Here is a 25,413-nt window from a genome sequence, read left to right as displayed (position 1 = left end):
ACGTAGTTTACACAGTAGGACACAAGTGTCCTACTGGCAATAGTCGCGACGACATTAGCGCTGCAACACCTCGCCTTGGAGGACTGCGGAGTCCACGATCCCATACTTGAAGATCCCGGCTACCGAGTTCAATATGTCGCACGGCATCGAGGAAATCGCCACCCAACAGCCACTGGCTCCAGATCTGGTAGTGATCTTGGGTGGCCCGATCGGCCTCGGTGACATCCCGCGATATTTTTGGTCCGGGAAGTCGTAGTGATTCACCGCCGTGTCAACGACTTTGGGAATCCTGCTCGCTGAGCGCTCGTTCGGCGACCTCGCGGGGTAACCTTGAGTCTTCGGTCGTCGATCTTGTTGCCCTCGACGTCGATGACAGCGCGTTCACGGGTCGGCTCGGCGGCTAGTCGCACCCAATGGTGGCCCTCCCGGGCCGGCGCACCGACCCAGCGTGCCCGCAGCTGCTCTTTATCGGCGAAGTTAGTCAGTCGATGATCGTTCACAGGCCTCCGGCGAAAGACCACATCGTGCAGCTGAGGAAGTGCTATTGAGGCCGGACGAAACCGATACCCGGTTGCGCGCATTCGAACGTCGCACTAACGACACGACGGTCGAAGCGGCGAATGATCAGTGGTCAGTAAACCCCAGACGGGCCGCAACCGCGCCCCAGTCCACAGCCAACTGGGTTGCGGGGCTGCTCGTTTCGAGGCACATCAGAGTGGTTCAGCGAAGAAATCCCTCTCAAGTCGCCGTGTTGGTCGATCCGCGACTTTCCAATCCTTGACATTGTCCTGGACGGTCTTCACCACTCTTTCCCAGTAGGCCTGGCTATTCGAGCGAATCAAGAAGTTGTGTTTCGCGTCGTGTCTGATCTCAAGGATTTCGGCGCCCTCCGGGCCGGTCGTGTATGTGTATGGCGTGTTTGCTGGAATGAAGAAGCTGTCGCACGGGCCCAGTTCTGTTTTGCCGAGGCTGATTGAACCAGCGACGACGTAGTAGAGGCAGTCGGTGTCATGGGTGTGCTGCATCAGTGGGAAGTTCTTTTTGAACCAGTTATGCGAGAGGCAAAAACCCGGGATATCAACAATGATGTGCGCTTGCTGGCCGTCGAGGTAGCCCGCCTCGATCGCTTTCATCATACCGTTCGTCTGAATGTCAGTCATGGGCTCAATCTTCATACAGCCGACCTTGGCTATCGGGGGCGCGTCTTTACCCCGGAATATCCTGAAACCACTGGCGTGGGGATCCGTCTCCATATTCTGCCTCCATCTCTGAGCACCCTCGGTGTGGCGCCTGCCGCCCACTCCCCAGTCGGGGGTGTAAACCAATTCTTTGGCTCACGTCTATGAACCGATATCCCGACATTCAGCAACACCCCGGCCTGCCTCTCGATATCTGTTGGCGGCCTCTCTGCATCGGAAGTGGGGTCGATCGTGAGTACAACCCTCCAATGAGACAACGGCTTTCGGTAAATGGTGCACACCTGACCTCGGCACCCTGCGGCACGCATTGGTGACGTAAAGGCGACGTTCTTAGCGCCGACGGTACGGGTTACGCCCGTCATATTGGACCAACGATTTGGTTGCATTACTGCGAGTTACCCCATCAATGCGGGCAGAGAATCTTCACCAACAGTCGGCGCACCGCACCGCGACATCATCGACCGCCAGCGACCAGACCCAGGCAACAAAGTTGTATTTAGGACACTTGGGATCATATACTCCGGGTCAATCGAACAGAAGGGGCCGAGTGCACACACCGCGACACCTAACACCTGTAGTAGGACCATGCGCCGAGGAGCCATCTATCGTGTCGCAACCGCACTTGGACTTGCGGCGCGTCACTACGACTACAACGGCATCCGACACACCGTCTGCGATGACGTGGCGCTAATAGCAGCAGTGCAACTCGAGGCGGTACTCGGCGACGTCGACGCCAATCTGGCCGCCTGCGAAAGACTGGCCGATGAAGCCGGACAGGCCGGCGCATCCTTCATAGCGTTGCCCGAGTTCTTCTCCACCGGAATCGGTTTCGACACCTCGTTGATCGATGCGGCCCTTCCCCCCGATGGCCCAGCCACCCGGTTGCTGACGACCCTTGCCCGTCGACACCGCGCGGTGGTCGGTGGCTCGTATCTGTGTCGCGACGCTGACGGACACGTCCGGAACGCCTATGTGCTAGCCGACGCCGACGGCGGTGTGGGCCGCCACGACAAAGATTTGCCCACCATGTGGGAAAACGCGTTCTACGTCGAAGGCAATGACGACGGCGTGATAGAAACGACGACCCACACGATCGGCGCCGCAGTGTGCTGGGAGTTGATGCGCACCCGAACGGCACGACGACTACAGGGCCGCGTCGACCTCGTGATGTCAGGATCGGGCTGGTGGTCGATTCCATCCTGGCGACCACACGCGATCTTCGACCGATTAGAAGAACGCAACGCGGAAACCGCTCGTACGGCGGCGGCCACGTTCTCCCGCTATGTCGGCGCACCGATCGCGCACGCCGCCCACGCTGGTGTACTGACCTGTTCCATGCCGTGGCTGCCGGGCAAGTACCGCGGCCACTTCGAAGGCTCCACCCTGATCACCGACGCAGTGGGTAACGTGCTGGCCGAACGTCGCCCCGAGCAAGGCCAAGGAGTCGTCCTAGCCGAGGTCACACTGGGACGCCAACCACCGGTGCTGCCCACGCCCTCCGGCTATTGGCTTCATTCACGTGGCCTACTACCCGCGGCCGCCTGGCATTACCAGAGGTGGCATGGAAGACGCTGGTATCGGCGCCATATCGGGCCAGAGTCGACGCGACATCGCGATAGGTGCACGCCGATGCCCTCTTCGCTCGTCGATCCACCCGGAAGGACCCCATGACCGGCCAGGCCTTGACGACTGCCACCTCAATCACACTTCTCGCCGCGGGCCTGATTTTCCTGCTGGCCCTCGGGCTGGGGGTGTGGAAATACCAGCAAATGAGTACCAGCAGCGATCACCTCGCCCACCCCTACGTCGATATCGCTCACCGCGCCGCACTGCTCTACGCGTTCGCTACCTTGCTCATCGCCGTGTTCGTGCAGTTAAGCGCCTGGCCGCAATGGATCAATCTCTCGGCGTCGCTGGTGCTCGTGTTTTTCTTCCTGGCCGCGATCCTCAGCTACATCGCCCACGGCGCCAAACGTGACACCACCAACCAATTCAGCCACCCCAACCTTGGCCTGCACATCGCGATGGTGGCACTCATCGTCGGCGAAATGGGCGGCTTCACAGTGCTTCTCGCAGGCTTCATCGACGCCCAACTGTGACACCGGCCGCGGCGGCGGAGCGCTGAGCTAGCATGCTCACGTCGAAAGCACGGGTTTGTCGGGGAATGCAGCCCTGTTAATCCGTGCGGGCAGTACAGCCCAAGTCAGCACGAGCAGCTGAGTCAGAGCCGCAACCGAATGAACATCTTTTCCAGGTGAAGTCGAGGCCGCATGATCGTGCGAGCAATCGGTGTGGGGGGCGCCGCGATGAGGCTACGCCCGGGCGGAAACCACGGTTCAAGAGCCTGAGTAGCGTGCGCGGCGGTTCTTTTCAGGGCTCCCAGAGTCGTCGCTGTCGGCCGGGGTGCTCAGTCCCCACAACGCCTCGAACAAGTTTGTTTGCATCTCGGCGTATTCTTCGCTCTCGATCATCATGGCGAATGTCTCGCGGGCCGACGACAGAGCCACAACCTCTCGTGAGCCAATGACCGCCGTCATCGTGAACTCGTACTCGACGGGTGTATGCCTGACCACGCGGTAGTCGCGCGCGCTGGTCAACCAGCCACCCGGCCAGTCGTGATCGCGGGTGCGGATGACACGTAAGACGAGTTCGCGCTCGCGGCGCCCGGCGATGTAGTCGTCCATCGCGGCCTCGCCGGGCACCGTCATGAGGTCCTGCATCGACAGGATTCCTCGGATGGGCGACTGCCATTCCAGGGTCTCAAACAGGGCCGTACGGATACCCGACGGACCTTCCAGGTAGCGGACTTTCGGGCGCGCGCGGTTGCCTGAATGCAGGGCTCGCAGCTGAGGCACGACGTCGTCGAGGACCTGCTTCCGCACGGCCCATTCGTCCAATAACAGCGCAGGGTCATTCGCCATCAGATGACTGTGGGTGCGCAGGTCCTTCTGATCCAACGGCGAGTCGGACTCGACCCGGGTCAGCAGCCCCCGCGCCTGCAACCGACGGGCGATGTCGTAGCCGCTCGTGCGGCTGACGTTGGCGTGCCGGGCCGCCTCGGCAACCGTCATGCGCCCACCGCGCAGGACGGCCAAATAGAAATGCGCGTCCTTGGGGTCTAGGCCCGCAGCGACCAACTGCCGCCAAATTTCCAGCACGTTAAAACTCCTGTTGTCGAATTCCGTCGACATTGGTGGCATTGACGTTCACGCAGTACAACGTAAGCATCGAAGCTGTCCCGCATCTCGTTGTCCAAGCGTGTCGACGTTCATTGATGCGCTACCGAAGGAGCCTGGCCATGCCCAACGATCGTCTTCCTGTCGTCCGCGTCGCGGCAGTGCAGGCCGCGCCCGTGTTCCTCGATCGGGACGCGACCCTGGACAAGCTCGAATCGCTGGTCACCGATGCGGCTACACAGGGTGCCGAGTTGGTGGTGTTCGGCGAGTCTTTCGTCGCCGGCTTCCCGATCTGGGGATCGGTCTTGCCTCCGGTGGACCAGCACGAGTTTCACCTCGGGCTTTTCGAATCCTCAATCACGGTGCCGGGCCCGCACGCGCAACGCCTGGGCAGCATTGCCGCGCGCAACGGTGTCGTCTTGTCCGTTGGTGTCAACGAACGCGCCTCACACTCTCTTGGCCAGGTGTTCAACTCCAACCTGATCTTCGATCAGCACGGCAACCTGGTAAATCATCGGCGCAAGCTGGTGGGCACCTGGCACGAGCGGATGACGTGGTCGCACGGCGACGCTCACGGTCTCGAACCCGTCGAACTCGACGGCTGGTTCCTGGGCGCTCTCATCTGCGGTGAGAACACCAACACCCTTGCCAAGTACACACTGTTGGCCCAGGGCGAGCGCCTGCATATCGCGACCTATCCCCCGGCCTGGCCTTTCGATCAGCGCGCCGGCGTCCCCGAGTATGACCTGGCCGAGAGCATCCGCCTGCGCAGCGCGGCCCACAGCTTCGAGGGCAAGGTGTTCACCATCGTCGCGGCGACCGTTCTCGATGCGCAGGCGGTCGACGCGGTGGCCCGCGGCGACGAGCGCATCGAGCGGCAACTGCGTTCCACACCAACGGTTTCCATGGTTGTCGGGCCCCGCGGGGAGATCGTCGCCGGCCCGCCTGAGACCGCGGAAGGCATCGTACTCACGACTGTTGACCTGCACGAGGAGATCGTGCTCAAGCGCGCCCAGGACATCGTGGGCACCTACAACCGGTTCGACATCTTCGACTTGCGCGTGGACAAGCGCCGCCACCCGGCGATCACGACGCGCGAAGACCCCATCGTGTTGGATTCCGCGGCCCTGGAAGCCGAGTCCGTTCAGAACGGTGAGGCGGTCGCCCACGATGGCCGCTGACATCACCACACGAACCGGCCTTACCAGATCCGCGACGCACGAACCCCAACATGATGAGCCGCCCCTGAACCGACACTGCGATGCCGCTTACCGGGCCAACGGACGAAAAACGCTGCGCGCAGCCATCATTGGGTTCTTCTTCGACATGTACGACGTCTACCTGCCCGTCATCGCGCTGGCTCCGGCGATCTCCTACTTCACCCCGGTGCACGCGTCGAAGACTCAAGCGGCCACACTGACCGCTTTCGTCTTCGCGGTCTCGCTGATCGGGCGTCCTATCGGATCAATCATCTTCGGCGTCATCGGAGACCGACACGGGCGTCGGAGAACGACCGTGTGGGCCGCTGCCGGACTGACGGTGTGCACCGGACTCATTGCGCTGCTGCCCGGCTACGCCACCGTCGGTTGGTGGTCGGCAGGAACACTCGTCTTCCTGCGCCTCGGCGACGGGATCTTCCTCGGCGGCCAGTACACCGCCGCCAATCCGTTGGCCATGGAGTATGCGCCCCGCGACCGACGCGGCGTCTACGGCGCACTGCTTAACGTCGGCTACCCGGCAGCTCTGGGATCCCTCACCGTGCTCACCATCGTGCTGCTGAAGAGCATGCCCGCCGGGGGCGCCCACACCGCGTACAGTCTGTGGGGTTGGCGCATTCCCTTCGTCGTCGGCTTCGTCATCTCGGCAATGGTTTTCGCCCACTACCTGCGTTCGGTGCCAGAATCCGAGCTCTGGACCAAAGCCCCCAACGCCGGCAATCCCCTTCGAGAACTGATGCGCGACCGCAATCTGCGCAACTTCGCCGTCGCGTTCATCACCTCCACCGGCGCCTGGCTCATCCTCGACGGCACGATCGGCGTCTTCCCGGGCCACTTCAAAAAACTCGGCACCAGTTCCGCCACCGTCAACGTGAGCGTGCTCGTGGCAGCGATTGTCGGGGTCGCGATCTTCCCGGCGATCGGCACAGCGGGACAACGCTACGGGCGCCGCCGCGTCATCATGGCGATCGCGTTGTTCAATCTCGTCCCGGGAACACTCGCCTTCACTCTCGCCATCGCCAACTTCGACCACCCCGTCGCGGTCATCGTGGGCGCGGCGATCGCCATCATCGGCGGCCTCGCCGTTTTCGCCATGATCACCAGTTACATCATCGAGATGTTTCCCACCAACGTGCGCTCCTCCGGGTATGGCATCGCCTACAGCCTGCCCAGTGTGCTCCCCGCCTTCTACCCTTACTACATGCTCGGACTTAGCCGCGCAGTCAACTACGACCTCACGCCGCTAGTCCTCCTCGCCGCTGGGGCACTGTTCTTGTTCACGGGTACATACTTGAGCGCAGACCTGCGTCATGTCGACCTCTGACGGCAAACAACTGCAGCAATTCCGCGGGCACTTTGAGCGCAAACGCGCTATCGCCAGACATCGGTGAAAAACGCGTGGACACATTGGCCACGCTGATCTGCGAGTGCCGCACCCTGATGAGCGACATCGGGGAAGCCTCGCGACGTTCAGTCGCCGCCCGCGCACTCAGCGCCTACTCCCGGCTCGACGACGCCGAACGTCTCGCGTTCTACCAACATCTCGTGCGGCACTACGACGTGGATGAGGAACGCGTGCGCGCCGCATACCAGAGCTGGGAGACGGCTAAGTCTGGCGGCGGCGGGGAAACTGAGGCCACGGCCTTGTCCGACGCGACGGAACCCGCCCGACAGCAACTCCTGCGTCGTCTCAACCACGCCCCCGGCGGGACCTTCGCACTGACCTCGCTACGCGCGGATCTGCGACGACAGCTCGGTGCGCGCCCCGAACTGCGGCCCCTTGACCACGACCTGCATCACCTGCTCGCTTCGTGGTTCAACCGCGGATTCCTCCGGATGGAACAAGTCAGCGCCGACCCGCCGGCCACACTCCGTGCACAATTACGGCGCTACGAGCGTGTCCACCCGATGACGACCTCCGCCGATATCGGGCGCCGTCTCGAGCCGCCCGACCGCCGCATCTACGCTTTCCTGCATCCCGCGACCGGCGACGTACCCCTGATCTTCGTGGAAATAGCACTAGTACGAGGCATCCCGGCGCAAGTCGAACCACTGCTGGCACCCGGTCCAGCCCTCGATCCGGAAAACGCCGACACCGCCTGCCTCTATTCGATCAACAACGCGCTCGACGGACTGGCCGGCATCCACTTCGGCAGCCTGCTCATCAAGCAGGTCATCGAGCAGGTGTCCCAAGAGCTTCCCCATCTCACCGCGTTTGTCACCCTGTCCCCAATCCCCGGTTTCCGAAAGTGGTTGGCACACCAGGACAGTGACGACGCCCGCAACTTGCGCGCCACGCTGGAACACGCCGCCGACTACGAGGCGCTCGACGATCCCGAAGCCCTGCATCCCGCGCTGTCGACAGCCTTGGCAAGCTACATCGCCGACGAGCGCGACACCGACGGACGGCCCATCGACCCAGTGGCCCGATTCCATCTCAGCAATGGCGCCGCGGCGTGGCGGGTGAACTGGCCCGCCGACCCGTCTGCCCTCGGCTGGCGGCAATCCTACGGCGCAATGATCAACTACCACTACGATCCGGCCGCCCTCGAACGCCGTCACGAGACGTTCATCCGCCACCGCATCGTGGCCGTCGACGGGCCCATGCGAAAACAGCTCGATCACAGAAAACCCGGCGAACCCGCCCAGAAAGCGCCGCGCGGATGACATTCCAGCCGATTCACCGCTCGTTTCACGACCGCGCAAGCGAGCGACCAGATGCCACCCTGTTTCACCTGCCCGACGGACGAGAGATCACATACGCAACCACGGCAGAAACCGCGCAGCGCATCGCCGCGCGCCTGCTCACCCACGGCGTGACACCTGGTGATCGCGTCGCGATGCAAGTCGACAAATCCTGGGAAGCGATCGCCCTATACCTCGCGGTCCTGCAGATCGGCGCCGTGTTCCTGCCCCTCAACACCGCCTACACCAGCCATGAGATGGACCACTTCCTCTCCGACGCCCAGCCCCGTGTGCTCGTGTGCTCACCCCGCCGATTCGGCGAATACCGCAGTAGCGCAGGTGATTCCCTCGTGCTGGAATCCCTGGGCGCCAACGGCGACGGCACCCTGCTCCGGGAGGCCGGTGGTACCGCGCCGCGTACGACCGGCCACGATGTGAGACCACCCGACGCCGCCGCGATGCTCTACACCTCCGGCACGACGGGACGGCCCAAGGGGGCGGTGCTCACACATGGCAACCTTGCCTCCAACTGCGCGGCACTCACCGCGGCCTGGCGCTTCACCGCCGACGACCGACTGATCCATGCACTGCCGATCTTCCACATACACGGCCTATTCGTCGCGATGAACCTGACGCTCACCAGCGGAGCTTGCGTGCACTACCTATCAAAGTTCGACCTCGACACCATCATCGAATTACTGCCGTACGCAACAGTTCTCATGGGAGTTCCCACGTTCTACACCCGCCTACTCGCAGACGACCGCCTTGACTCCAACCGTGTGCGATCAATGCGGCTGTTCGTGTCGGGGTCCGCACCGCTCCTGGCGAGCGATCACGAGGCCTTCTACGCGCGCACCGGGCGGGCGATCCTGGAGCGCTACGGGATGACCGAGACGTGCATGACCACGTCCAACCCCTACGAGGGCACGCGCAAGCCCGGGACCGTAGGCCGCCCGCTGCCGGGCATCCAGGTGCGCGTCGTCAACCGCGAAACCGGCGCGCCGCTGCCCGACGGTGAAGTCGGCGGCATCGAGGTCCGCGGACCCAACGTCTTCGCCGGATACTGGAAACTCCCTAAAATGACCGATACCGAGTTCCGCGAGGACGGCTACTTCATCACCGGCGACGTCGGGCGCATCGACGAGGACGGCTATCTCGTGATCATCGGTCGTGACAAAGACCTGATCATCTCCGGCGGGTTCAACGTGTACCCCAAGGAGATCGAAGAACTGATCGACGCCCATCCAGATGTGCTCGAGTCAGCTGTCATCGGCGTGCCACACCCCGATTTAGGGGAAACAGTGGTCGCCGTCGTCGTCCCGCAGCCCACGTCAGCTCCCGACGGCGAATCCATCCTCGCCTTCATTGCGCCCGACCTCGCTCGCTTCAAGCAGCCGCGCGCGATAAAGATCGTCGCGGCGCTGCCGCGCAATGCTATGGGCAAGGTGCAAAAGGCGGCCCTACGCAACAAGCACCAGGGGCTATTTGCGACCTAACCGCAGGACCTCGCACGAGGCGGCCCACCACAACGCCTCTCGCGCTCACCTTGCCCAGCGCTCACGCGCAGCCCGCCCCAACGGGCCTCGCAAAGCCGATTCACGAGCCCACAGCCACCTAATGCAATAACCTGCCGGCCGGCGATGGCCTCGACGAGTCGTCGCGACACGACCGATGGAGTTCATGGATATCCTCCGTTATCCACGAAAATGCTGTCATGCTGGAGCCATGCCCAGAACCGACCCGCAAAAGCGGCTCACCCCGAACCACCCGGATTGGTTCATCGACTTCTTAGCGAATTACGCGGTTCGCAAACCTTCACCACACACGGCGAAGGCCTATCGTCAAGACTTCGAAGCCATAGCCGCATTCATCGCCGGTAGCAGCGAGTGTCTCCCGGCGCTTCGGACGACCGAGCTAAACGTAGACAATCTGCGTACTGCGTTCGCAAACTACGCAGAAACCCACTCGGCCGCCTCAATTCGGCGATGCTGGTCGACCTGGAATACTCTGTGTACTTACCTCTACACAGCAGGCCTCCTGGATGCCAATCCCATGCCGCTCATCGGTCGTCCGAAAGTGCCCAAATCCCTTCCTAAAAGCTATCCTTCGCAAGCCATCACAGAATTGGTTGCTGCCATCGACGCCGACCAAGGATCCGCGCACCGCAACAACTGGCCGGAGCGCGACCGCGCGATCGTCTTCACCGCCCTGCTGGCCGGTCTGAGGAGCGACGAGCTCATCAGCGTCGACATAGGTGATATCCGCCGAACCGACGACGGCGGCGTGCTACATGTTCACGGCAAGGGCAACAAAGACCGCCGGATACCTTTTGGCAAAGAGCTTCTCGATGTGATCGAGCACTACCTACGAACCCGTGTCGCCCGATTTCCACAGTCGCGCAGGCGATCCGCGGGCACTGACATACTCAGTTGCTTCTCACCCAAGACTCCGCTGTTTCTCGGGGCAGACGGAGAGCGGATCACGCGGGGAACTCTCCAGTATCGAATCCTGCGGGCTTTCAAGAAGGCCGGAATCGACAGCGAGCGGTCATCCGGTGCGCTTGTGCACGGGTTGCGCCACACCTTCGCCACCGAACTCGCCAATGCAAACGTCAGCGTCTACACACTGATGAAGCTACTCGGTCACGAGTCCATGGTCACCTCACAGCGCTACGTCGACGGTGCTGGCACCGACACGCGTTCCGCCGCCGAGCTAAACCCTCTCTATCGCCTCGTCGCTACCCGACCACGAGACCCATAGTCTCCGCGAACCTCGGACGCCGACGCAAAAGAGGTTCCATGAGCGACCAGGGGATTCCAGTACGAGCGTGATCCTCGCGAAACGATGAACCAGCGTGGCCCGATCGATATTCCCTGCAGTCGGGCGAGCGAGGATCAAGGCGCGCCCTCTCCGTCACAGTGACGGAAGCTTTCCGGCCGGCAAGGAAGAGGCTGTGACTGACCAACAGCCGTTGACTCCCGCCGCCGAGGCGCCAACAACTCGTACATAATAGAGATTATGTAAGGTGATGGCTTACAGAATAAGGGAGTAAGCAGTTACAGTTTCGTATGACATGGCTTGACACTACGTTGAACGTTACGCGACACTGGGACCCGTGGCAACGAGACCTGCCAGCCAATTGGGCCGGCTGATTGAGGACTACAAACGTGTCCACAGTGCCAGCGACACCGGCTTAGCGGATCGGATCGGTATCACCCGCCAGACGCTCGTCCAATGGCGTAAAGGCGAATTGCGCACGCTACCAACGCAGGCCAACCTGCGGTCAGCCGCCGCCGAACTCGGCCGTCCCTACCGCACGGTCCTCGACGCGGCGTTGCACGACACCGGTTACCTCACACGAGCGGTCGTATTGGAGCCGCGTGCATACGATGACGTGCTCGCCGAGGCCACCGCGATCCTCACCGAGGCGACCCGCCTCACCAATCAGCGTGTCCGGCGGACCGCCAACGGCGGGTGGGAGCCCGACCCGGATGCGCCGCCGGATCGGATCGACTGGGCCGCCTTTGTCACCGAAGCATTGGCCGGGGCAACCGCCAACGCTGGCGGCATCGACAACATCTTGGCCGGCCGCCCCGGGTCCTGGGAAGCCGCCGTAGTTCGCGACGTCCTGAACGCTGCTGTCGGCCAGGACGAGTGGGACCTATGGCGCTACCGCACCGAGCCCGTCGACATCATCCTCAAACCCGAACAAATCCTCTACGACCTAGGCGACCTGGAGCACATGGCCGCCTACGACGATGCCGAACAAGAACTCTCGCGCCGCGAGGACGCGATTTCGCCGTCAGTGCCGATCAAGCCGGGAGGGTTAGACTGGGTCAACGACCCCGTGCAAGTCGCGGAGTTTCACGCCGCCGTACGGGCCGAAGCTGAAAACCCCACTCCCCCAACCCCGGAAGAACACGCGATCGACGACGCCCTGGCCGCTGTTCAGGCACTCAGGGACCGCCTGCAAGCGCACCAACGGGCCGAGCTCGCCGCCTACGGTCAGGCGCTGGCCGCCGCCGTCACCGAGCACCTAGCTGGCCTCAATCTGCCTGTCCCCGTTTCGATTAAGGTCGACATCGACGCCGAGCTCGACGCCTTGCACGGCGGCACGCCCCTAGTCGGGGAGGTAACCGGCGCCATCGACGTGGCGATCGCCGACGCCATCATGACCACACCCACACCCAGTACCCTGCCTGGCACACCTCTTGAACGTGCCGAAGCCGCACTTTCCCGCGACCAGAATCCCTCGGCCGCCGATGAATGAGCGCCCACCCCGCCAATCCGCACGGCCCATACCCCATTGGCTACACGAATCCGCGGCCGACTTGGTAACACGCGTGCGAGAACGCGGCATGACCCTCACACTCGATTCCGCCGAAACCTTTCTCGCAGAACGCCATTACACCGCGGCCAAACAACTCGGCATCACCGAGCACACCGCGCGACCCTACCTTGACGACACGGCCCTCGACGCCATCGCTGATCGCCTCGTGGCGACGTTTGCCACGGAGGAACCCGGCGGAAACCTATTCACGCTCCCGCGCACCGCGCACATCAGCGTGGCCAGCTTCGGCCTGCTCATCGCCGGACTCGCCGAAACCCTCTTATTCTTCGAGACCTATCCGGCCATCGACGAGGACGATCGCCGCGCCCGACTTCACGAGACCACCCAGCTGCTGTCACTGGCCGGCCTCATCCAATCCGCCCACGCCGACGGTGCTATTGCTGCTCCCCCAGCGATGTTCTCTCGGATCGCGCGCACCCTGACCAACGCGGCCGACCTCACCGACAACGCCGACCTCGCCGTGGCTTTGCGCCGCGATGCCATGCGCGCCAGGACTGCGGTCACAACCGCAGACAAATCCTGAACCAATCCCGCACGCCGCTACACCGTTGGTCGATCACGCTTCATGTTGCCGCCGAGCGGACGATCCAACGATTCCGTGGTCGCACACTACCCAACACCCAGGGCGCAACGACGACTAGACTTCGCACACATGTTCGATAAATGGCAGGATGCGCTGTGTGGCTACCGCACGCTGCATCGGATGAACCGCCCTGTCTTTGTGGACGTATCCCGGGCGTTCCCCGCGGTCGGTGCGGCCCCCAGGCGGCACGAACTACCCATGTGGGTCAAAAACGGCGGCATGCTGCTCACGCCGCCCTGGATGCCGGCACGCCAAATCGCCTTGGATCCGCCGGGCTAACGACGGCGCCTGGATGGCTGTGGTCCTGATGCCCGTGGCGAGCGCTCACCGCGATTCGCACCTCGTGATGCAGCTATGGCTTGAGGCCGACATGCTGACCACCGCTCGGCTCGACGCAACTTGAACGCCCTCGGCGACATGTGGTTGTCGCGAGAATTCCTCCGCGTAATGAACTCGGCGATGTGCGCCCCTCCCGCCTGCTTGCGGGGCTTTGTCGAACCTGCAGGCACGCCGCTGCCGTCGTCGCTCATTGCCTCATTTGCCGCCGCGGCCACCGACAGGATCACGATGTTGAGTCGTCGATGTCGGGCGGCGTGTCAGGAGAATCCGGGTCGGTCGGCGTAGCCCGCGCGAAGGGAGGCCGTGGGTACGCCGACCGAGCCAGGATCGAGCCTGCTAAGCGATGATCCGGTGCAGAGCGCTGGCCACCGCGCACGCGGTGACGATGCCTGCCGAGAGGTAGCCGACCCCTGCGGCGGCGAGCGAGAGTAGCGCGATCACCACCCAGCGCAGGGGCAGGCGTTCGGCCGGCGGCTGGTTACGGTGCTGAGAAGCCCGCCGGGACGGTACCGTTGACACTGTGTTGTTCCTCCATTTCTCGTGGGATGACGCACCCCGGCCTTCGGGGAATACGCCCCCGAGGGCCGCTTCATTGGTTCCGGTTCCCCGCTCTGTAGCGGTAGTCCCGCAAGCCGCTGACGTGCGTCTATAGCCGTTGTACGCGACTTTAGCGGGGGGCGTGCTACCCTGCGTACAACGGCTTAACCCGCCGAAAAGAACACCGTCAATGTCAGCACGCCGTATTATTGGGAGGGTTAAGGCGTTGCGGTCAGAGCGCCGAGGGTAAGCCGTTTTGTGGTGTAAATCACTTGGAGGTGGGTGGTGCAGTTTCTTTTTGAGCTGAGCATCGCTCGGCCACCGAATGTGCGGGAGTGCGCGATCCTCAAGGCGCGGCTGGACAGACTTACCCAGATGGAACAGTCGGTGGCGCATGCGGGAGCCCGACTACAGGAACTGTTTTCGGGTCGCGTGACGCCGCCTGGGGACTTTCGAATTCGGCACGGCTTCGTGCGTCTGTTCAATCCCGACGCGGCGGCAGACACCACAAATCGCAATGCGACCAAGCGCGACCAGCGGCCGCCGGCCACCCGGTTGATGTCACCGCGTGGCCGATCCTTGTCGTTTCTGTTGATCGCGCTATTCGAAGCACAGCTGCGTCTGGCACCAGGGCAGCCTGCCACGCGTAACGAGCTGCCGCTGAAAGCCGAGAATGACCGCACGGGGTGGACGGACTACGTTGCCACCGACGCCCGCGACGCGACCGAAGGTCGGATCTTCGTCGACGTGCCCACCAAGAAGGCCCGTCAGATCCACTCCAGTCTGGTCAGGCTGCACAACGAGAACTTGATCAGCGTCCCGCCGGCCAAAGGCCGCCGCCGCTACCAGGATTTCGTCCTCAAGCGTGAAGACGCCCGACCCGGTGGCGACAACAGCGTCTACCGGGTGCCCGAGCATGACGGCGAGTTCTTTTTCGTCCCAGCATCGCTGTTCACCAATGGTTGGATCCATGTCCTCGAGGACAGCGAGTTGGCGCTGCTGCTCATCGCCGCGCGCATGCGTAGCAAACACGGCGACGTACCCCGGCCCCTCCCCGCTGGGCCACGGAAGTTGCACTACGGATTGAGCCGCGATTCCTTCGAGGCCGGCCACCGTGTACTCGACTACCTCGACATCCTCGACGTCATCTCCGACTACCGACGAAACGAAGACGGCAAAGTCGATGGCTTCGCCGATCGTGGCGCTCAACCCCACCTCCTGAAGTTCCACCCCGAGGCACTTGACCGCCCGGCCTTCCCCACGATCATCGACACCATCACCGAACAGATCGCCAAGTCCAAGGCCTCCTAGCCGTACCGGCAAGCGAATCCGGCTCCAACTGTCCGCTTAGAACGCCCAAGCTGTTTGCAGGACAACCGATTAGGCGAAAGTGCCCATCCTGCCGAATGGACGAGCACGCTCTTGCTGGAAGCCGAATCCCGCGCCGGCGTGCTACCGAAACTGAGGCATTTTCGTTGAAACTGGAGCAGATTCAATGAGGCGCCCAATTTGTTCCCGCTGCTGATATCATCAGCGTGATATCGGAGGTGACTATGGAACAGATTCTGATTCGAAACCTACCCTCAGGCACCAAGGCCGCGTTGCAGGCGCGTGCCAAACGGCACCGCCACTCCGTCGAGGCCGAAGCCCGTGCGATCCTCACCGCAGGGGTATCAGGAGAAGAGGTCACGATCGTCGACCTGCTAGCCGACGACAGCCCCAACAGCGACTTCGACTTTGAACCGGAGCGCCTCCCCTTAACCGTCCGCACCCCGGAGCTGTGACCTACCTTCTCGACACCAACGTGGTGTCGGCCCTGCGAAAACCTCAGCGGAATCCGGAGGTGCGCGCGTGGGCGGTGGCGGTCCCACCGGCCGAGCTGTTTGTCGCAGCGCTCACCATCGCCGAGATCGAGCGTGGCGTCATCGCCAAGGAACGGACGGATCCCCCTCAGGGGCAGGTGCTGCGCGGATGGTTTGAGGACCGGCTACTGCCCACCTTCGACGGCCGAGTGCTGTCCTTCGACCTCCCAGCCGCTCGAATTTTGGCCACTTATCGAGTGCCTGAACATGCCCCCTACGGCGACGCCATCATCGCCGCGGTCGCTGAGTCCGCGCACAAGGTGGTCGTGAGCCGCAATACTCGGCACTTCGAGCCTCTCGGCGTGCGGTGCCTGGATCCGTGGGACCGGTGAGACCGCAACCCGCGATCGAAACAAGGTCAGACATTTGCCTTGCGCGAGGTCTGACGGATGCACAGCAGTTGGCATCGGGCATCGATAACGTCGCCGCGCCCGTTCTGCTTACGGCGAATGTACGAGAGAAAGAGATTGCGACGGTTTTACGCGCAGATTCTGGCCGATTGCTTGGATGCGTTCGGTGTACCCGATGCTCTGAGGAGACAGCTGGATGGCGGTCCGGCTTACCCTGCGGGGCAACAGCTGTGGCCGCCGAGGCCGGGTTGCAGTGCAAGTCCAGATGGCGCTCGTGTGCGGATGTGGGCGCGCATCGATCTGGCGAAATGGATCGAGGAGGCTTCGAATGTCTTTGGCCCGTACCAGAAGGGTGAGCTTGATGGTCTGGTGGCCGAGGGTGCACGCCTGCGCAGCGCGGGGTGAAGGCGCCCACGTGTTGTGGGGCATCGATGTTGTGCCCGTCGAGCAGTGGGTCGCGCACCCGTCTGCCGGATTAGCCGTGGCCGAGTTGATCTGCTGTGGACCCGCCTCGCCGATGACCTCGTGAACAGATGGACGCGCAGTTCACCCGAATAGGCTGGTGGTACAACGGCGACCAGGCCAACCAGCAGTGCGTCGTCATCGACCACCGTGCTTCGAAACGTCCTGGCACGAAGGCAATACCCGATCTTCATGGCCCACAAAGATCCGTTCGATCGCGTCATCGTGGCCCAGGCGCTACGCAACAATCTCACCATCTCGACCCGAGACGAGAAGATCCTCACCGCCGCCCTCACCCCTGCCCTGCAAGCCTGACTCCATCCCCGAGCAAAGGAGAACGAATGGATAATCGGTTGTCGCGCGGATGGTCTGATGCCCTGGACGCGTACGAGGAATACTGCTGGCTACGTAACATGTTGACGCAGATAGGCGATGCCGAAGCATGGAGACGTCGTCAACGTCGGAAAGCGGTCCATCCCTATTTCATCGAGGCGGGATTCCCAGAGCTCCGCGCGAGGGTTTGGTATATCGAAGTATCGCAGCGACGTATCTTGGAAGCGGTTAAAGCGGTCGACGACGCCGCGGCTAACTACCGAGACAAATTCGATGCGGTCGCTGGACTAGATGAGGGTCTCTTTGCTAGAAGGGCGTTACCGGATCCGTCGCGCATCGCAGACGGGGCGTCTGTCCGCCGACGATGGTGGCGGCGCATCACCCGCCAATCCAGCAACATGGGACTCGTTGGCAAACGCCCCGAAGGACCGAACGTGTATCCGCTCAATGTGCCGGACCCCCTTGCGGCGATCCGCTTCTGGCGCGGGTCCTCACAATCTGGGAACACCGCGCAATCTGGGCGTGATTAGCGAATCACCAGTCGGGGCAGCATGATTGAGCCCGGCTCGATGCGACAGTAAGACAGTCTTGTAGATCGTTCCCCGGTCGTGGTCACCGAGTCGTCCACGGTGCCCAGCTGGCCCAGGCCGTAGCGTAGTTCCTTGCCAGCGACGGAGACGACGAGCTGTGCTTCGGCGCCGGCCACCGTGCACTCGACTACCTCGACACCCTCGACGTCATCCCCGACTACCCACGAAACGAAGACGGCAAAGTCGATGGCTTCGCCGATCGTGGCGGCCGCCCTGGGCCAGCCGAGGCGCTGACTTAGTTCCAGCGCCAGCCGGGCAGCGCTTCTAAGCGGCGGATCCGGCGCTCGTCGAGCTGGCCACGCCGGTATTTGCGCCGCTGATCTTGGGTCCATTGTCCCAAGCCGTGGCCGGACTCCGACACGTATTTTGTGGCGGGGGTGGCAGATCCGTGCGTAGTGCAGTAGTAGTGCTGCAATTCGTGGAAACCGTTCTCCCACAGTGCCTCGAAAGCGTTCCAGCACCACCCGGGCAGGGTTTCGAGGCGGGCAGTACGCCCGGGATGTCGGCGCTTCATTGACCCGTCCCGGTAGGCTCTGCGCTGGTTCGACACCCAGCTTCCTAGGGAGGTGCCAGCTGAAGTGCGGTGATACTGCGGCGGGCAGGCGTGGCCGTGCTCGGCGGCGTAGGCGAGCAGTTCGTCGAATGTTCGGTCCCAAGTCGGATCAGTGCGCCGCGACGTCGGGGACCACCCTGGCAGCGCTTCGAGCCGAGCAAGCCTGCCGGGGTCTAAGTCCCCAGCACGGGCAGCTCGGCGCACTCCGCTCAGCCACTTCAAAACAGCGTTCCCGCTTTCTGATTGATAGGTTGGGGGCGGGTCGGTGTGGCCGTGTTGCGCGGCGTAGGCGGCCAGCGCAGCGAAATTTTGTTCCTACCGGGCGTCGGCCCGCGTCCACACCCAGCCCGGTAGTGTGGCCAGCCGCGCGGCGCGCTTGGCGGTGAGGCGTCCTTTGCTGTGCGCGTGGCGCTGCTCAGCGACCCATGTGGCCAATGCGCGATCGTCCTCGCGATCGGTGTGCGCGGGGGCGGCGTGACCGTGGTGGGCGGCGAACGTCACGAGCGCCGTGTAGCTTTCCTCCCAGGTGCGGCGGCGTTCGATGGTCCATGACCACCCCGGCAACGCCTCGAGGCGGTCTTGGCGGGCGTCAGCCAGCTTGGCACGCCTGGTGGGTCGGCGCAGCTCACGGGCCCATTCACCGAGGGCGATCCCGTCGTTGGTGACATAGTCGGAGGGGGATCGGCGTGGCCATGCTCGGCGGCGTAGGCCGCCAACGCGTCGAAGTTCCTGTCCCACACTGGGATTTGGCGATGCGCCCAGCTCCAGCCGGGCAGGTCTTCAAGACGTTTGCGGCGCTCCTCGCTCAAATGCTCGCGCTGGCGCGGTCGCCGCTGGGTGATGACCCATTGATTGAGGAAGCTGTCGGTGGTGCGCGGTGGGTAGGAATGGCCGTGTGTCTCGGCATAGGCGGCGAGCTCGGCGAAGCCCGCCTCCCATAGGGCGTCGTGGGCGTTCCAGGCCCATCCTGGTAGTTGCTCGAAACGAGCAACCCGCGCCGATGGCAGGCGGTTGCGCTGATAGGCCTGTCTTTGACCGGAAACCCACTGTCCCAACGCGAGTCCGTCTGGTGTGCGGTATTGCTGCAGGGGGCTGGCATGGCCGTGTTGGTCGCTGTAGGCGACGAGTGCGACGAAATTCTCCTCGAATTGTTGGGTGAGCGTATCGACGGAGTGGATGCTAAACGCGCGCAGGAATTGCTCCACCAGGGGGCCGGGGAGGTCGGTGGGGACGATGACGTCGATGAGGTCGGTTGACACGTCGAGGGGGTCGGCGAGGATCTCGCGTAGGCGGGTGAGGTCGGTGGCGATGGTGGGGTCGTGGCTTTGCAGCGCCGCCAACACCTGGCGCGCCTTCTTGAATTGACTGATAGTGATGACGCTTTCGGCGTCGAGGCTGTCGTCGATCGTCAACGCCAGCACGACCAAGGCGGGCCGGTCATGGTGGGGATTTTTGCGGATCGCCCGCCCCACGGCTTGGGCGACGTCGACATCGGAGGACCGCGGTTCAGCGAAAAACACCGCATCGAGGGCGGGAATGTCGATGCCTTCTGTGATGCACCGAGCGTTGGTGACGATGTTCCAGCGGTCGGGGTTGCGCCGCCCGAGAATGTCTTCGGCGGCGGCCTTGCGCTCGCGTAGCGGGGAGGTGCCATCGATGTGGGTGACGGTTGCCGTCCGGTGATCGCCGGTGAGGCCGCGCGCGCTGAGCAGTGCGTGGGTGCGGGTGAACGTGGTGGCGAAGTCTTGGCTTGCGGCGATTGTGTTGTGGAAGGCCAGCACACTGCACAGTTGGTAGTCGTGGGCGGCCTGGGTTAAGGCGATGGCCGCTGCGACGTGGTCCGCCCGGGCGCTGTCTTGCTCGGCGGCGGCCAATCGGATGAGCCGCAGATCTTTCATCGCCGAGGCCACCGCGGAATCGGCGACCGCGATGACGGCCACCTTGAATGGGGAAAGGATGCCGCGGTCGATGGCTTCACGCGTGGGTAGGGAGAATACTCGCCGGCCGTACAGATCGTGGTTGTCCATTGAGGACACCGTGCGCCGGTGTGCCCGGCTATCGCGGCTTGCGTTGACTTTTGGGGTGGCGGTGAAAAACAAGCGATGTTGCGCTGGGATCTTGCGGTCGTCGAGCACCGCGGCGAACGGCTTTCCGCGGCGGCCGGCGGTGCGGTGCGCCTCGTCGCAGACCATCACCGTGAACGGCCCCGTCCTGAACTTTGCGTGCGCGGCGACCAGTACACCGGCGGACTGATAGGTGGTGAACACCACCCGGACCCCGGCTGTGGTAACCAGCCACTGCGCGAGTTGCTCGGCGCAGGTGGTGCTGTGCACCGACAGCTCGTCGCTGTGAATGTCTTCGGTGTTGGCAATGTGCTGGGAGCACACTGCCAGCGCGGAGAACTTGAACGGTGCTTCAGCTCGCCACACCTGGTAGGTCTGTTCCAGCAGGCCCAGCGTTGGAAACGTCAGCACGACCGAACCTGGTGCATCGGCGAGCAGCTTGGCCACCCCGTGGATGGCCATCAGCGTTTTCCCGGTGCCGCACCCCGAAATGACTTGCGCGCGCGCATCGAGACGGTCAACGGCGGCGACGGCGGCGGCCTGGTAGTCGCGCAGGATGAGCATGGGTAGAAGGCGGCAATCTCTCGCAGTGGTCCCATCGCGCGTCGCCGTGCCCGGAGCCCGATGACGCACACCCAGCATATCCGTCTCACTTCGATCCCGACCGCGCCGAGGCGAGCATCGCGTGCGAGCTCGCGGACACCGCTGGGATGCGATGCCCCTATGGACGAGGGCATCAGCGGGACGTCGAACCGGAGACCGCAGCTTCGCGTCATAGCGAGGGTGCGGGCTCAATTCGTAGCACGTAGATCTTCCCGTCTGGGACGGTTGTCCAGATAATGAGCCAGTCGGCCCCTGCCGGTGGTGATATGAGTTGCCCCCAGGTCGTGGGGGATGTTTGGAACTGTGTGGCTCCCACGCGATGGCGTTGCGGTGTCTGGTCAAGCCGGTCGAGAACCGCGCGCACACGGTCGCGCACGGAGCGCTCATAGGTGCTGTCGCTTCGGTTCAGCGCGACCCATCGATCTCGCGCGACGGCGCTGAAGACCAAGTTCGACACGAGCTGACGATAACCGAACACCACCCGATACACTGGTACATATGACACACTGCACCACTAGGCTCAGTGTTACACGGCTTCACGAGAACGGAAAGACTTGCCCCATGACGACCTTGATCGAGCTCGACAGCCGCCGACGAGCGGCGCTGGCAAAGATCGCTCTCCATGACACCTATCTGGTTGACCGGGCCCCGGACGGCACCATCACACTGACTCCGGCGGTCGTCCGGTCCATGCTCGAGGACAAACTGCGTCAAACCCCCGGCTACATCGAGCAGTTGGAACACGACGCCGCCCACCCCGAATCCGCGACGGCGTTTACCGACTGGACCAAACCAGACCCGTCCGAGTGAGGCCGGCCGCCAAACTCCACGGGCTAATGCAGCGAACCTGCGAAATGTCGTACCCGCCGAGAAGAATATGGCCAGGGAGGCAATGGATATGGCGCTGTCGTTGACGGTCCGAGATGGGACAGAGGTAGATCGCTTCGATTTGGTGCTGTTGGTGTCGCCGGAGGGCCTGATCGAATGGTCGGCACACCGATCATGCGAGCAAGTTGTGTCGATGCTCCGCAGTGTCGCCGAGGGTATCGAGGCCGGGACGCTTTAGGCCACCGGCATAGGTACCTCATAAACGAACGGAGTTGCAGCCGTGGGACATTCCGAGTTCAACGGCAGCGAGCTTTTACGCACGCACGGGATTAAGGCGCCAGCGGACGGGGCCCTTCGTCTGTGCACCCCGTGTGAATGGGCGTTGTACGGCCTTGGTGGCAATCCGCATCAAGACCACGACATCCGCGGCGCGGGCGATGAATGCGCCGCGTGCGGCTACAGCCCCGGGATGCGCACCAGATGGCGCAGAGCGCAATCTTCGACATCGTTGGGCGGGCGCGGGCGGCAGGTGCCAGCGGCACCGAAATCCGCCAGCTGTTCGATTCAGTACTTAATGATCTGGACCACGCGCACGCCGTAGCGCTCGACTCACGGCCGCCCCTCGACGGCGACACGTGGCCGACAGCGTGGTGACCCCCCGCCCTGAATAGATACACGATCGGCGAAAGGACCGAATCATGGGCTACACAACGGAACTCGAAGCGCGTGAGGCTGGAGAGATCGTCTTTCGAGCCCTCAATGGAATGCAAGCATGGTGCTTGTGCCCTGATTGCACCGCCAGGCATTCGAGCAAGAACAAACGGCGCACCAAACACGATCGCTGGGCAATTGATGGCCACGACTGCCGCATTCGCGCCGACTTGGCCGGCCGCACAGTCTGACCGTTGCTTCACGTCTATCCGACAAAGCTGCGAGATGTAATACCCGAAGAGAGGAACAAACATGGCGTTACAGGCCAAGATCGGGGTCGCGCTGGAGGATGGCAAGTCCGCTCAACGCGGTCAAAACCCGGCAGCGCGATGGCGCAAACGCCAGCTCGGCCACAAGGGCCACAGCTCTCCTTAGCGTTCAACAGCGTCCAGCAATCTTTGATTTACGAATACAACGGCCACGGCTGGCAGGAATCAACGAGGTGTCGGCAGCTGGCGGTACAGTCCCGAACATGAGTACGGAGCTCGAACGACCCGCCGTCGAATTACCCACCGTCGAACAGCGCCTCGAGGCTGCAGAGAAACGAATCGCCGAACTGAAAAAAGACGTGAAAGAGACTACGTGGCTACTATTGGGATTTGTTGCCGCCGCCGTCCTGTGTTGGATTCTCTATGACGGATTTGGTGGCAAATCGGAACCTCCGCCTTCGAATCGTGATGCGAGAGTCGAGGATCTATTGAGTGCCGATCATCCGCACTGCTACGACTCTGCCTAGGAGCGGGCCGCGGCTCGACAACGGGCCCTAGCCGCGATCGACGAAATCCATTGGCAGCGTGACCATTCGGACATCACCAATCCAACCGAAAACTACTCGATGGTCCCGCCGCCTAGTCCCCCGAGTCTTAAGCTTCCGTCAGTGATTGACACCCCACCGCCAGGCGCCTCATGGGACGCCAACAGGTGTTTCGCAATCAGCCAGGGCTCCGGCGTTGTTGATTAGCAGGCTTGTGAGCTGGGTTGATGATCTTTGGTGCCGCGCTATTGGGGCCGGAGTGTAGGCACGGGCTATCTGGAGAACGATCGAGTTGGTTACTGTTCGTCGTTGGTCTGGAGTTGCCCGTGCCTACCGTTTCAGTATTGCCTGTGTCGTCGGTTCCAGAGGTGTTCGACCGCTGGAGTCCTGGTGAGCGCAGTGAGCTCATCGGATCGGAGTTTCTCGATGTGTTGGCCTCGGTGCCAGACCCGAGGGACCCACGCGGTCGGAGGTATTCGCTGATGGCTTTGTTGGCGATCGCGGTTCTGGCCACTGCCGCGGGGATGCGCGGCTATGCTGGTTTTGCCACATGGGCGGCCACCGCTCCCGATGATGTGTTGGCCTAATTAGGGGTCCGGTTCCGGCGGCCCAGTGAGAAGACCTTCCGCGCTGTTTTGTCTCGGCTAGACCCCGCCGACCTCAACGCCAGGATGGGCAGTTACTTCACTGCACACGTGGCCAGCAGCGACCCCAGTGGATTGGTGCCGATCGCGTTGGACGGCAAGATGCTGCGTGGTGCTTTACGCGCCAAAGCGACAGCCACGCATCTCGTGTCGGTGTTCGCCCACCGTGCCCGATTGGTGCTCGGTCAACTCGCTGTCGCCGAGAAAAGCAATGAAATTCCCTGCGTACGTGCCCTGCTCACGCTGCTGCCGGGCAGCTTGCGGTGGCTGGTCACCGTGGATGCGATGCATACCCAGGTCGTCACCGCGAAGTTGATCTGCGCCACCTTGAAGTCGCACTACCTGATGATCGTCAAGTCCAACCAAGCCAAAATACTTGCGCGTATCACCGCGCTGCCCTGGGCCGAGGTGCCCACAGCCGCTACCGACGACTCCCGCGGCCACGGCCGTGTCGAGACCCGCACCCTGCAAATCATCACCGCTGCACGAGGAATCGGCTTCCCCTACGCAAAACAAATCATCCGGATCACTCGTGAACGCTTGATCACCGCCACCGACCAGCGCACCGTGGAGGTGGTCTATGCCATCTGCAGCCTGCCGTTCGAGCACGCCCGCCCTACCGCGATCATGACCTGGATGCGTCAACACTGGGGAATCGAGAACAGCCTGCACTGGATACGCGACGTCACCTTCGACGAAGACCGTCAAAGGGCACATACCGGAAACGGCGCACAGGTCCTAGCAACGCTACGCAACACCGCGATCAATCTGCACCGCCTCAACGGCGCCGACAACATCGCCGAAGCCTGCCGGATCACCGCTTTGACCGCCAACCGCCGCCTAGACCTCCTCAATCCACAATTCCCCAGCTCACAAGCCTGCTAATCAACAACGCCGGAGCCCTGGACCGCCGACCAACCAATTGGTCGAGGCCGTCGGCATTATCCGGTCGCGGAACATTTGAAGCTCGGAAATTGCCGCTTAGCCATTTGCCTGACCACGGATCAGGCCGGGATGAATAGGTACATCGTGAGCCCAGATCGTCCAGGTCCGCGGGAAACGGGGGCGCGAGGAAAAGCAATGCTTTCGGGACCAGGACCATGAGCAATCGATATCCAGCACGAATACAAAGCGCTGATAGCACTCGCTCTCGAATCAACCGGCCGTAGGTCAGCTGGCCATACGACGCGATGCCAACGTGGCCGTTAGCGGAGCCGTTTGTCAAAAGATTGGACATGCCGGGATCGATCCACGACCGCGGCGCCAATAACAGCCCAGCCATGCCATCTACCTCACATATAGCTGGTTGAGACACGTTCGTCCGCAATGAAACCCGGGCGTCTCTAGTAACGCCGCTAGCCCCCGCCCGGCGCGAATGGGCGCCTACACTGGCCATCGCCAGAGGCTGGAACCGATTCCGTGAACAGGGCGTGGTTGACAACAAGCAGGCTTGACACGCAGCGATTATTTTCGTTGATCGAAGTTCCAAATAAAGGAATATTCAGGACTCTCGATCATGAGAGCATTCACTTCTGATCACTTGTTGGGGTTGAAGTTGAGAAGACTTCGGGGC

General features: G+C 62.7%; 23 protein-coding genes and 3 pseudogenes. 18 read left to right on the top strand and 8 right to left on the bottom strand.

The window, feature by feature from the left end; all coding sequences use genetic code 11:
• Window positions 1–710: 710 nt before the first annotated feature.
• A complete protein-coding gene (locus CKW46_RS07165; RefSeq protein ID WP_499018976.1) occupies window positions 711–1,325 on the bottom strand; it encodes a cupin domain-containing protein in 615 nt (204 codons plus the stop codon).
• A 555-nt stretch (window positions 1,326–1,880) separates the two neighbouring features.
• Here CKW46_RS07165 and CKW46_RS07160 point away from each other — a divergent pair.
• Window positions 1,881–2,870, top strand: coding sequence for a carbon-nitrogen hydrolase family protein (locus tag CKW46_RS07160; RefSeq protein WP_252872587.1), 990 nt, complete (start codon window positions 1,881–1,883; stop codon window positions 2,868–2,870).
• Window positions 2,867–3,298, top strand: a complete 432-nt coding sequence (locus tag CKW46_RS07155; RefSeq protein WP_015354567.1) for a hypothetical protein — start codon at window positions 2,867–2,869, stop codon at window positions 3,296–3,298. Before CKW46_RS07160 ends, CKW46_RS07155 begins: the two co-directional genes overlap by 4 nt.
• 237 nt (window positions 3,299–3,535) lie before the next feature.
• On the opposite strand, the gene CKW46_RS07150 is transcribed toward CKW46_RS07155, so the two are convergent.
• Window positions 3,536–4,390, bottom strand: a complete 855-nt coding sequence (locus tag CKW46_RS07150) for a TrmB family transcriptional regulator (protein ID WP_252872582.1) — start codon at window positions 4,388–4,390, stop codon at window positions 3,536–3,538.
• A 107-nt stretch (window positions 4,391–4,497) separates the two neighbouring features.
• Between CKW46_RS07150 and CKW46_RS07145 the strand changes: the two genes are divergently transcribed.
• From CKW46_RS07145 to CKW46_RS07110, 8 genes are all read left to right on the top strand, one after another.
• The gene (locus tag CKW46_RS07145; protein ID WP_015354565.1) at window positions 4,498–5,556 is read left to right on the top strand and encodes a carbon-nitrogen hydrolase family protein; all 1,059 of its coding nucleotides are present in this window, start codon (window positions 4,498–4,500) and stop codon (window positions 5,554–5,556) included.
• Entirely contained in the window at window positions 5,546–6,916 is a 1,371-nt protein-coding gene (locus CKW46_RS07140; RefSeq protein WP_117437212.1) for an MFS transporter, read from the top strand. Before CKW46_RS07145 ends, CKW46_RS07140 begins: the two co-directional genes overlap by 11 nt.
• Window positions 6,917–6,999: 83 nt before the next feature.
• Complete coding sequence (locus tag CKW46_RS07135; RefSeq protein ID WP_499018973.1) at window positions 7,000–8,259, top strand: malonyl-CoA decarboxylase domain-containing protein; 1,260 nt, start codon at window positions 7,000–7,002, stop codon at window positions 8,257–8,259.
• The gene (locus CKW46_RS07130; RefSeq protein WP_015354562.1) at window positions 8,256–9,773 is read left to right on the top strand and encodes an AMP-binding protein; all 1,518 of its coding nucleotides are present in this window, start codon (window positions 8,256–8,258) and stop codon (window positions 9,771–9,773) included. Before CKW46_RS07135 ends, CKW46_RS07130 begins: the two co-directional genes overlap by 4 nt.
• Before the next feature lie 229 nt (window positions 9,774–10,002).
• A complete protein-coding gene (locus CKW46_RS07125) occupies window positions 10,003–11,037 on the top strand; it encodes a tyrosine-type recombinase/integrase (protein WP_117437214.1) in 1,035 nt (344 codons plus the stop codon).
• Window positions 11,038–11,527: 490 nt separating this feature from the next.
• Window positions 11,528–12,547, top strand: a complete 1,020-nt coding sequence (locus CKW46_RS07120) for a helix-turn-helix domain-containing protein (protein ID WP_499018971.1) — start codon at window positions 11,528–11,530, stop codon at window positions 12,545–12,547.
• A gap of 73 nt (window positions 12,548–12,620) precedes the next feature.
• Complete coding sequence (locus CKW46_RS07115; protein WP_240274280.1) at window positions 12,621–13,151, top strand: hypothetical protein; 531 nt, start codon at window positions 12,621–12,623, stop codon at window positions 13,149–13,151.
• Between the two features lie 180 nt (window positions 13,152–13,331).
• Window positions 13,332–13,490, top strand: a complete 159-nt coding sequence (locus tag CKW46_RS07110; protein ID WP_482053007.1) for a hypothetical protein — start codon at window positions 13,332–13,334, stop codon at window positions 13,488–13,490.
• Window positions 13,491–13,886: 396 nt separating this feature from the next.
• On the opposite strand, the gene CKW46_RS07105 is transcribed toward CKW46_RS07110, so the two are convergent.
• Window positions 13,887–14,069, bottom strand: a complete 183-nt coding sequence (locus CKW46_RS07105) for a hypothetical protein (RefSeq protein WP_142925513.1) — start codon at window positions 14,067–14,069, stop codon at window positions 13,887–13,889.
• A gap of 303 nt (window positions 14,070–14,372) precedes the next feature.
• On the opposite strand from CKW46_RS07105, the gene CKW46_RS07100 reads away from it, so the two are divergent.
• The 5 genes from CKW46_RS07100 (at window position 14,373) to CKW46_RS07080 (ending at window position 17,076) form a co-directional block, all read left to right on the top strand.
• On the top strand, window positions 14,373–15,398 hold the full coding sequence (locus CKW46_RS07100) for a hypothetical protein (RefSeq protein ID WP_015354556.1): 1,026 nt from the start codon (window positions 14,373–14,375) through the stop codon (window positions 15,396–15,398).
• Between the two features lie 242 nt (window positions 15,399–15,640).
• Window positions 15,641–15,871 (top strand): FitA-like ribbon-helix-helix domain-containing protein, encoded by a 231-nt coding sequence (locus CKW46_RS07095; protein WP_015354555.1) that lies wholly within the window; start codon window positions 15,641–15,643, stop codon window positions 15,869–15,871.
• Window positions 15,868–16,281, top strand: a complete 414-nt coding sequence (locus tag CKW46_RS07090) for a type II toxin-antitoxin system VapC family toxin (RefSeq protein WP_015354554.1) — start codon at window positions 15,868–15,870, stop codon at window positions 16,279–16,281. The genes CKW46_RS07095 and CKW46_RS07090 overlap by 4 nt, the downstream gene beginning before the upstream one ends.
• A 300-nt stretch (window positions 16,282–16,581) precedes the next feature.
• A complete protein-coding gene (locus CKW46_RS07085) occupies window positions 16,582–16,704 on the top strand; it encodes a hypothetical protein (RefSeq protein ID WP_265339423.1) in 123 nt (40 codons plus the stop codon).
• A gap of 249 nt (window positions 16,705–16,953) precedes the next feature.
• A complete protein-coding gene (locus CKW46_RS07080) occupies window positions 16,954–17,076 on the top strand; it encodes a PIN domain-containing protein (RefSeq protein WP_265339403.1) in 123 nt (40 codons plus the stop codon).
• A 544-nt stretch (window positions 17,077–17,620) separates the two neighbouring features.
• Here the strand turns inward: CKW46_RS07080 and CKW46_RS07075 are convergent.
• From CKW46_RS07075 to CKW46_RS07055, 5 genes and pseudogenes are all read right to left on the bottom strand, one after another.
• Entirely contained in the window at window positions 17,621–18,016 is a 396-nt protein-coding gene (locus CKW46_RS07075; protein WP_499018968.1) for a hypothetical protein, read from the bottom strand.
• Window positions 17,920–18,534, bottom strand: coding sequence for a helicase associated domain-containing protein (locus tag CKW46_RS07070; protein ID WP_265339404.1), 615 nt, complete (start codon window positions 18,532–18,534; stop codon window positions 17,920–17,922). The genes CKW46_RS07075 and CKW46_RS07070 overlap by 97 nt, the downstream gene beginning before the upstream one ends.
• 18 nt (window positions 18,535–18,552) lie before the next feature.
• A complete protein-coding gene (locus tag CKW46_RS07065) occupies window positions 18,553–18,738 on the bottom strand; it encodes a helicase associated domain-containing protein (protein ID WP_499019244.1) in 186 nt (61 codons plus the stop codon).
• 102 nt (window positions 18,739–18,840) lie between these two features.
• Window positions 18,841–18,975, bottom strand: a pseudogene (locus CKW46_RS07060) (hypothetical protein); the annotation flags it as partial.
• A 173-nt stretch (window positions 18,976–19,148) separates the two neighbouring features.
• Window positions 19,149–20,864, bottom strand: a pseudogene (locus CKW46_RS07055) (helicase associated domain-containing protein); the annotation flags it as partial.
• 600 nt (window positions 20,865–21,464) lie between these two features.
• Between CKW46_RS07055 and CKW46_RS07050 the strand changes: the two are divergent.
• The 3 genes and pseudogenes from CKW46_RS07050 (at window position 21,465) to CKW46_RS07040 (ending at window position 24,725) form a co-directional block, all read left to right on the top strand.
• On the top strand, window positions 21,465–21,713 hold the full coding sequence (locus tag CKW46_RS07050) for a hypothetical protein (protein ID WP_015354549.1): 249 nt from the start codon (window positions 21,465–21,467) through the stop codon (window positions 21,711–21,713).
• 1,018 nt (window positions 21,714–22,731) lie between these two features.
• Window positions 22,732–23,178: a hypothetical protein gene (locus tag CKW46_RS07045; protein WP_482053003.1), complete on the top strand. Its 447-nt coding sequence runs from the start codon at window positions 22,732–22,734 to the stop codon at window positions 23,176–23,178.
• 344 nt (window positions 23,179–23,522) lie between these two features.
• Window positions 23,523–24,725: pseudogene (locus tag CKW46_RS07040) on the top strand (ISAs1-like element IS2404/ISMul1 family transposase).
• The last annotated feature ends 688 nt before the right edge of the window (window positions 24,726–25,413 follow it).

The sequence above is a fragment of the Mycobacterium liflandii genome (assembly GCF_022354805.1).
GTDB lineage: Bacteria > Actinomycetota > Actinomycetes > Mycobacteriales > Mycobacteriaceae > Mycobacterium > Mycobacterium marinum.
Note: the sequence above shows the minus strand (reverse complement) of the source record. Positions and strands in the feature narration are given on the sequence as shown.